The sequence below is a fragment of the Mycobacterium sp. E2497 genome (genome assembly GCF_001668695.1).
Classification (GTDB): Bacteria; Actinomycetota; Actinomycetes; order Mycobacteriales; family Mycobacteriaceae; genus Mycobacterium.
The window spans coordinates 1-9,688 of record NZ_LZKD01000304.1; the positions used below are offsets into that span (position 1 = coordinate 1).

At 71.4% G+C, this 9,688-nt stretch carries 1 protein-coding gene; it reads right to left on the bottom strand.

Translation table 11 applies throughout. The features are described 5' to 3' along the window. A partial coding sequence (locus A5713_RS27050) for a non-ribosomal peptide synthetase (protein ID WP_156752059.1) occupies positions 1 to 9,688 on the bottom strand: 9,688 nt, incomplete at both ends.

Consider the following 9,688-nt stretch of genomic DNA (forward strand, 5'->3'; position numbering starts at 1 on the left):
GATCCTGGCCGCCATCTACGCCCAGGTCCTCGGCCTCGACCGGGTCGGCGTCGACGACTCGTTCTTCGACCTGGGCGTAGATGGCGGCCAGGATCTCCTCGGTGGGGGTGGCCGGGGCGCGGTAACGACCGGGATCGCGGTAGTCCGGCGGCGGCAGGGCCCGGGTGTCGAGCTTGCCGTTGACGGTCAACGGGATCGCATCCACGACGACGATGGCGGCGGGCACCATGTAGGCGGGCAGCCGCTCGGCGAGCGCGGCGCGGACGCCGGCCGGGTCGGCGTGCCCGGTCACGTAGCCCACCAGCCGCCTCTCCCCGGGACGGTCTTCGCGGGCGATCACCGCGGCCTGCTGCACCCCGTCCAAACCGATTAGGGCCGCGTGGATTTCGCCGAGCTCGATGCGATAGCCGCGGATCTTGACCTGGTCGTCGGAGCGGCCCAGGTACTGCAGCTGCCCGTCGGCACCCCAGCGGACCAGGTCCCCGGTGCGGTACATGCGTCGCCCGGGCGGGCCCGACGGGCACGGGACGAACCGCGACGCCGTCAGGGCCGGCCGGCCGACGTATCCGGACGCCAACGCGCGGCCGGCCACGTACAGCTCGCCGACCACCCCGGCCGGCACCGGCCGCAACCAGTTGTCCAGCACCAGGAAGGCGAGATGCGCCAGGGGAATTCCGATGGGGCTGCCGCCGCCGTCGACGTCGCCGTGGACGATCTCGCGGAACGAGGCATGCACCGTGGTCTCGGTCGTTCCGTACATGTTGACGATGCGTGGGCGTCCCGGATGGCCGTCCAACCACGTGGCCAGGCGCCGGGGTTCGAGCGCTTCGCCGCCGAACACCAGCGTCTGCAGCTTGAGCTGCCGGCCGAGCTCGGGCGCCAACGCATCGGCGGTCTGCAACGCGTAGAAGGCCGACGGTGTCTGGCTCAGCACGCTGACCTGTTCACGAACCAGCAAGGCGTGCAGGTCTTCCGGCGAACGGACCACCGCGTCGGGCACCACCACCAGGCGTCCCCCGCGCAGCAGCGCGCCGAACATCTCCCACACCGAGAAGTCGAAGGCCAGCGAGTGACACAGCGTCCACACCGTGCCCAGCTCCAGCTCGGCGTCCAGCGAATCCAGCAGCTCGATGACGCTGCGGTGGGTGACCGCCGCGCCCTTGGGGGTCCCGGTCGTACCGGAGGTGTAGATGACATAGGCGATGTCGTCGGGCGCTGCGGCGGGCAGCGGCCCGGCGGGGCGGGCGTCGACGTCGTCGTCGTGGGCGTCGATGACGGGCAGGTCGCAACCGTCGAGCCGCGACCGCAGGCCGGCCGTGGTGATCACGGCGACGGGTGCGGCGTCGTGCAGGACGAAGCCGATCCGCCCGGCCGGCAGCCCCGGATCGACCGGCACGTAGGCCGCCCCGGCTTTCAGCACCGCCAGGATCGCCACGACCGCCTCGGCCGTCCGGGGCATCAGCAGCGCCACCCGCTCCCCCGGGCCCGCGCCGACCTCGACGAGCCGGTGCGCCAGGCGATTCGCTTTGTCGTCGACCTCGCGGTAGGTCAGGCCGCGGCCCCCGCAGCTGATGGCCACCGCGTCCGGCGCGCGGTCCACCTGCGTGGCGAACGTTTCCGGAATCGACCTCGCCGCCGGCTCGGGCCGGCTCAGCGCGGCGTGGTTGCCGATGACCTCGAGGCGGGCGTGCTCCGCCTGGTCGAGCACGTCGACGGACGACAACCGGCGGGCGGGGTCGGCGGTCATGGCCTCCAGCACCCGCCGCAGCCGCGCCAGAAGCGTTGTGACGGTAGCGGTGTCGAACACATCGGTGCGGAACTCCACTGCACCGCCGATCCCGGCGGACCGGCCGTCCGCGGTCCAGCGTTCGGCCAGCGAGAACAACAGGTCGGTGCGGGCCGTGCCGGTGTCCACCGGCAGCGCGGTGACCTGCAGATTGCCCAGCTCGAGTTCGGCGGGCCCGGTGTTCTGCCAGGCCAGCATCACCTGGACCAGCGGATGGTGCCCGAGGCTGCGGGTGGGGTTCAGCCGCTCCACGAGAACCTCGAAGGGCACGTCCTGATGTTCGTAGGCGGCCAGGCTGCGCCGGCGCACCTGGGCCAAAAGGTCGGCGATGCTGGGATCCCCGGACAGCTCGACCCGCAACACCAAGGTGTTGACGAAGAAGCCGACGACGTCGTCCAGTGCGGGATCGCGACGGCCGGCGATCGGGAAGCCCACGGCGACATCGGAACTCGCGGTGAGTTTGGCGAGCAGCACCGCCAGGGCGGCCTGGATCACCATGAAACTGGTCGCGTTGTTCGCCCGCGCCAGCTCGCGCACCCGGTCCTGCAGGTCGGCGGGCCACTCCACGCTCACACTGGCACCGCGCTGATCGGCGACGGTCGGATAGGGCCGATCGGTGGGCAACTCGAGACGCTCGGGCATCCCGGCCAGCGCGTCCTGCCAGTAGCGCAACTGCCCGGCGATCGGGCTGTCCGGGTCGTCGAGTTCGCCGAGCCGGCTCCGCTGCCACAGGGTGTAGTCGGCGTACTGCACCGGCAGCGGCACCCAACCGGGGGCCCGGCCCGCGCACCGGCCGGCGTAGGCCACGCCGAGGTCGCGCACCAGCGGGGTGAGCGACCAGCCGTCGGCGGCGATGTGGTGTACCACGGCCACCAGGACGTGTTCGTCCTCGGCGATCCTGAAAAGCTCTGCCCGCAAAGGTATCTCGGCAACTAGGTCAAACGGGCGTCCCGCGGCAGCCCGGACGGCCTGCTCCAACCGCGCCGGGGACCATTCGGCGGCGTCCACCACCTCCCACCGGGCGTCGGCGTGCTCCGGCGGCAACACCACCTGCTGGGGCGTGCCTTCGGCCGCGACGAACACCGTGCGCAGGCTTTCGTGACGGGCCAGCACATCGGCCAGCGCCGCGCGCAACGCGGCGCAATCCAACTGCCCGCGCAGCCGCAGCGCCGCGGCCATGTTGTATGCCGGCGACGGCCCGTGCAGCTGATCGATGAACCACAGCCGGGACTGGGCGAAGGACAGCGGCAGCACCGCGGGCCGCGCCCCGGCCACCACGCGCGCAGGTCCATCGCCGCCTGGCCCCACCAGCGGCGCCAATCGGCGGACGGTGGGGGCCTCGAACACCGCACGCACCGACAGGTGGGTGTCCAGGGCCGCGTTGACGGCGGCGACCAGGCGCATGGCCGCCAGGGAATCGCCGCCCAGGTCGAAGAACGACTCCTCGACCCCCACGCGGGCCAATCCCAATACGCGCGCGTGGATCTCGGCCAGGATTTCCTCGACCGGTGTCGCCGGGGCGCGGTAGGACTCGGAGTCGTGGTATTCCGGTGCCGGCAGCGCCCGCTTGTCGAGTTTGCCGTTGAGCGTCAACGGGATTGCGTCCACTACGACGACCGCGGCGGGCACCATGTAGGGCGGCAACCGCTCGGCGAGCGCGGCGCGGATCCCGGCCGGTTCGACGGTTCCGGTCACGTAGCCGACCAACCGGCCCTCGCGGGCGACGACCGCCGCCTGCTGCACGCCCTCGAAAGTGAGGAGCGCGGCGTGGATCTCGCCGAGTTCGATGCGATGCCCGCGGATCTTGACCTGATCGTCGGCGCGCCGCACATACCGCAGCTGCCCGTCGGCGCCCCAGCGCACCAGGTCCCCGGTGCGGTACATGCGCGTCCCGGTCCCACCGAACGGGCAGGCCACGAATCGCGATGCCGTCAAGCCGGATCGGCCCAGGTATCCGCACGCGACGCCGCGACCGGCCACGTACAACTCCCCGACCACTCCGGCCGGTACCGGCCGCAGCCACCTGTCCAGCACCACCAGCGCAGCGCCGGACACCGGCGACCCGATCGGCGCCCCGGCGCCCGGGGTCAGCGGCGCGCTGATGGCCGCGTCCACGGTGGTTTCGGTGGGGCCGTAGGCGTTGACCATCACCCGGCCCGGTGCCCACCGGTCGACCAGCTCGGGCGGGCAGGGTTCGCCACCGATCACCATCGCGACGGCATCCAGGCCCTCGGTCGACAGGGTTCCGGCCTCCGACGGGGTCTGGCTGAGGATGTTGACCCGTTCGCGAATCAGCAAGGCGCGCAGCTCTTCCGGTGCGCGGACCACAGCCTCGGGCGCCACGACCAGGCGCCCGCCATCCAGCAGCGCGCCGAAGATCTCCTGGACGGAGACGTCGAAGGACAGCGAGTGGCAGTGCGACCAGACGCCCGCGGCCGGCAGGGGCGCATGCAGCGACGTCATCAGCTGGGTGACGTTGTGGTGGGTGACCGCAACACCCTTGGGGACGCCGGTGGTGCCGGACGTGTAGATCAGGTACGCGATGTCCTCGGGGGCCGGCGCGGTCAAGACCGTGGCGGAGCCCGTGTCCGCCGGCGGGTCATGCACGTCGATGATCGGCACGCCGGAGCCGACGAGCCGCGAGCGCAGGTCGGCCGTGGTGACGGCGACGATCGGCGCTGCGTCGGCGATCATGAACCCGATCCGCGCCGCCGGCAGCCCGGGGTCGATCGGCAGGTAGGCGGCCCCCGCCTTGAGTGCCGCCAGGATCGCGACGACGGCGTCGGCGGATCGCGAAAAGAGCAGCGCCACAAAGGTTCCGGGTGCGGCGCCGTGGGCCGCGAGCAGGCGCGCCACTCGGTTGGCGGCCTCGTCCAGCTCCCGGTACGTCATGGAGCGGCCTTCGAAGCTCAGCGCCACCGCCTCCGGGGCACGGGCCACGTGCGCGGCGAACATCTCCGGAATGGAGCGCCCGGTCACCGGCTCGGCTAGCACCGCGCGGTTGCCCCATGCGACGGTGTGCTCCGGCTCCTCGGGGCTGTCGATGGCCGACAGCGGGCGGTCCGGGTCGGCGGTCATGGCGACGAGCACCCGGCGGAACCGCTCGATCAGCGTCTCGATGCCGGCCGCGTCGAAGACGTCGGTGTCGAATTCGACGCGCAGGCCCAGTTCGTCGCCCGGCACGGCTTGCACCGAGAGCGGATAGTGGTTGAACTCGCGGCTGGTGAACTCGGTGACGGTGACTTCGTGGGCGCCGGCCAGCGCGGCGGTGTCGATCGGGTAGTTCTCGTACACGAACAGGGTGTCGAACAACTGGTCGTGGCCGGTGGCGCGGTGGATTTCGGCCAGCGCCAGGTGCTCGTGGTCGAGTGTCTGGTTGTGGGCGCGGCGGAGCTGGTCGAGGAGCCCGGCGACGGTCTGCGCCGCGGTGATCGTCGCCCGGACCGGGACCGTGTTGATCAGCAGGCCCACCATCGATTCGGCGCCGGGCACCTCGGTCGGGCGGCCGGAGACCACGGCGCCGAAGACCACATCGTCGTGACCGGTCAGCCATGCCAGCTGCTGCGCCCAGGCGGCCTGCAGGACGGTGCTGACGGTGGTGTGCGATGCGCGGGCCAGCCCGCTGAGCGCCCGTGTGGTGTCCGCCGGCACGGTGAACGTGGCGACGCCGCGCCGCCCCGCCGGTCCCGGTGGGCGCACCAACGTCGGGGTGTCGACGCCGTCGAGCACGTGGCGCCACGCCGCTCGCGCGGCCGCCAGGTCGCGGCCGGCCAGCCAGGTGAGGTAGCTGCGGTACGGCGCCGCCGGCGGCAACCGCTCCCGGTAATAGCCGGCGAAGATCTCCTGGAGCACGATCGGCAGCGACCATCCGTCCATCACGATGTGGTGGACGGTCAACACGAACCGGTGGCGGTCTTTCGCGGTGCGGACCAGCGCGGTCCGGAACGCCGGGCGGGTGGCCAGGTCGCACACCGCGGCCCGCTCGGCGGCGCACAGCTGCGCGACCTGCTCGTCCGGGTCGGCATCGTCGGCGTCGAGCTGGACGTAGCGCCACGCCACGGCCGGGTCGGCGGGGATGATCTGCACCGGCTCCTCGAACGCTTCGCAGAACCGGGCCATCAGGTTGGGGTGCCGGCTGAGCACGCCGCCAACCGCCTCCCGCAGGCGCTGGGGGTCGAGCGGGCCGCACACCGTGATGTCGAGCTGCACCGCGTACACGTCGTCCGCGGGGTCGAGCCCGGCGCCGGCATGAAAGAGCAGTCCCCGCTGCAGCGGCGTCAACGGCAACACGTCGGCGACCGGGTATTGCCGGCACAGCTCGTCGATCTGCTGCTGGCTCAGCCGGGCGGGGGCGATGTCCGACGGGGTCAAGCCGCCCCCGCCGTTGCGCACGTGCGCGCAGATGCCGGCCAGGGCGTCACACCACAGTTGGCTGAGTCGGCCGACTTGTTCGCGCGTCAGCGCCGAGAGCGCCCACGTCCAATTGGCTTGCAGGCGAGAGCCGTTCGCCGTTTCCATGGCACCGGCGTTGAGTTCCAGCGTGTGCCCCAGCGGCATCGGCAGCGCGGCCGCCGCGGCGGTCAACGACTGGCTGTCCGGATCGGGCCGCCACAACTCGTCGGACAGCTCGGCCGTCCCCCCGAGCCGTCCCAGGTAGTTGAACCCGATCACCGGGTCCGGGTCCTCTAGGCCCACTTCGGGATTGAGGTAGCGCAGCAGCCCGTAGGTCGGCCCGTCCGGCTGCGCACGCAGTTGCTCCTTGGCGTCCTTGACGAGCGCGCCCAGCTCGGGCTCGCCCGCTTTGACCTTCGGCCAGTGCGGTGCGCCGAGCTGGAGCGCGACGGGGTATTTGGCGGTGAACCACCCCACGGTGCGCGACAGGACGACGTGCGGTCCGACGTCCTCGTCGCGGCCGTGACCCTCGACATCGATACGGAGCGGCGCGCCGGTGCCCAGGAATTCGTTGATCGCCAACCCGAGGGCGACCACCAAAATATCCTGGACACCGGCGTGAAACGCCGCCGGCACTGCCCCCAGCAACATTTGCGTGGTGTCGGCGTCGAGGGACACCGACAACTGTCCGGCCGTCTCGTACGTGTCGGCGCCCGGGCGCACCGCCGGCAACGGCGCCGGGGCGGCCGCCACGTCGCGCCACGCGCCCGCCCGGTCGACGACCTCGGGGCGCCGGGCATGCTCCTGAAGCATCGCCGACCAGCGGGCGAACGACGTCCCGCCGGGCGGCAACGCGATCGGTTGCCCGGTGCGCTGTTGGGCCCAGGCGATGTTCACGTCTTCCAACAGGATTCGCCACGACACCCCGTCGACGGCCAGGTGGTGGACGATCAACGCCAACCGCCCGGTGGGCTCCGCCCAGACCGCGCGCAGCATCACGCCCGCCGCCGGGTCCAATCGCGACCGCGCGGCCAGCACCGCCTCTTCGGACAACGCGTCGACGACGTGCAGGCAGCTGCGCGCGTCGACCGCGCCGGGCTCGGGCGCGTGCAGCGACCAGCCGCCGGCGCCGTCGTCGTCCACACACAGCCGCAGCATGGGGTGCCGGTCGATCAGGGCCTGCAGCAGCACCACCACGTCGTCGTGGGTGACGCCGGTGGGGGCCTGGACCACGATGGTCTGGTTGAACTGATCGACCGGACCGTCAATCTGCTGCAGCCAGCGCATGATCGGGGTCGCGACCACCGGGCCGATGCCGTCATCGGTCACGTCGTCGCCGGTGGCTACGCCGGCCACCCGGGCCAGCCGGGCGACCGTCTGTTCGACGAAGACGTCGCGCGGGCGGAACAGAACACCGGCCGCCCGCGCGCGGGCCACGACCTGCATGGACAAGATGCTGTCCCCGCCCAGATCGAAGAAGGAGTCGTCGATCCCGACGCGCTCGACGCCCAGCACCTGGGCGTAGATGCCGGCCAGGATCTCCTCGACGGCGTCGCCGGGGGCGCGGTACTGCTCGGTGCTCTGGTAGTCGGGTGCGGGCAGGGCGCGGGTGTCGAGTTTGCCGTTGACCGTCAACGGGATTACGTCCACCGCCACGACGGCGGCCGGGACCATGTAGGTGGGCAGCCGCCCGGCAAGCCGGGTGCGGATATCGGCCGGGTCGGCGGTGCCGGTGATGTAGGCGATGAGGCGCTTGTCGCCGGGACGGTCCTCGCGGACGACCACCGCCGTCCGCCCGACGCCCGCCAAACCGGCGAGCGCCGTGCGGATTTCGCCGAGCTCGATGCGGTAGCCGCGGATCTTGACCTGATCGTCGATGCGCCCCAGGTACTGCAGCTGCCCGTCGGCACGCCAGCACGCCAGGTCCCCGGTGCGATACATCCGTTGTCCGGGCTCCCCGAACGGGCAGGCCACGAACCGCGACGAGGTCAACCCCGACCGGCCCAGGTACCCGCAGGCGACACCCTGGCCCGCCACGTACAACTCACCGACCACACCGACGGGGGCAGGCCGCAACCAGGCGTCCAGCACGAACAACGCCGCACCGGGTACCGGGGAGCCGATCGGCGGCGCTCCGGTTTCCGCGGTCAGCGGCGGGGTCATGGCCGCATACATCGTGGTCTCGGTCGGACCGTACTGGTTGACCATCACCCGCCCGGGCGCCCACCGGTCGACCACCTCGTGCGGGCAGGGCTCCCCGCCCATCACCAGCGTCGTGACTGATTCCAGACCGTGCGGGGACAAAGCCGCGACCGCCGAAGGGGTGTGGCTGAGCACGCTGACCTGTTCGCGAATCAGCGTGGCGTGCAGCTCGTCTGGCGAGCGGACCACCGCGTCGGGCACGATGACCAGCCGGGCGCCGCGCAGCAGCGACCCGAAGATCTCCCAGACCGAGAAGTCGAAGGCCAGCGAGTGGCATTGCGACCACACCCGACCCAGCGCCAGTTCTTCCTCGGCCGACTGCAGCAGCTGGGTGACGTTGTGGTGGGTGACGGCGACACCCTTGGGGACCCCGGTGGTGCCGGAGGTGTAGATGACGTAGGCGATGTCGCCGGGGTCCGGCGGCGGGGGTGCGCAGCCGGGTTGGGTTGCCAGTTCGGGGTCGTCGAAGTCGATGACGGCGACGTCGGAACCGTCCAGCCGCGACCGCACGCCCGCGGTGGTGACGGCGGCGACCGGTATGGCGTCGGTGAGCATGAATTCGATGCGTGCTGCCGGCAGGGCCGGGTCGATGGGCAGGTAGGCCGCCCCGGCCTTGAGCACCGCCAGGATCGCCACCACGGCCTGAGCCGACCGCTCGGCCAACACCGCCACACACTCCCCCGGCCCGGCACCATACTCAACAAGCAAGCGCCCCAACCGAGTCGACCACTCATCAACCTCCCGATACGTCCACGACCGCTCCCCCTCGGTGATCGCCACCGCCTCCGGCGCACGCCCCACCTGCGCGCCGAACAACCCCGGAATCGAGAACCCCGTCGACACCGGAGCGCTCAGCGCCCCCCGATTGCCCAACTCGTCGAGCCGCGCACGCTCGGACTCCTCCAGCACATCGATCGACGACAACCGCCGCCCCGGATCCGCCACCATGGCCACCAACACCCGATACACCTGCGCGACCACCGCCTCCACCCGAGCGGTGTTGAACACATCGGTACGAAACTCCACCGCCCCACCAATCCCGGCGGGCCGACCATCCTCACTCCAACGCTCAGTCAACGAAAACACCAAATCCATTCGCGCGCTGCGGGTATCGGTGGGCAGCGGCGTGACGTGAAGATCGCCCAAGGTGAGATCGGCGACGTCGACATTCTGCCAGGCGAGGACGACCTGGATCAGGGGGTGGTGGCTGAGGCTGCGGGTGGGGCGCAGGCGCTCGACGAGGAGTTCGAAGGGTACGTCTTGGTGTTCATAGGCGGCCAGGCTGCGTTGTTGCACCTGTGCCACGAG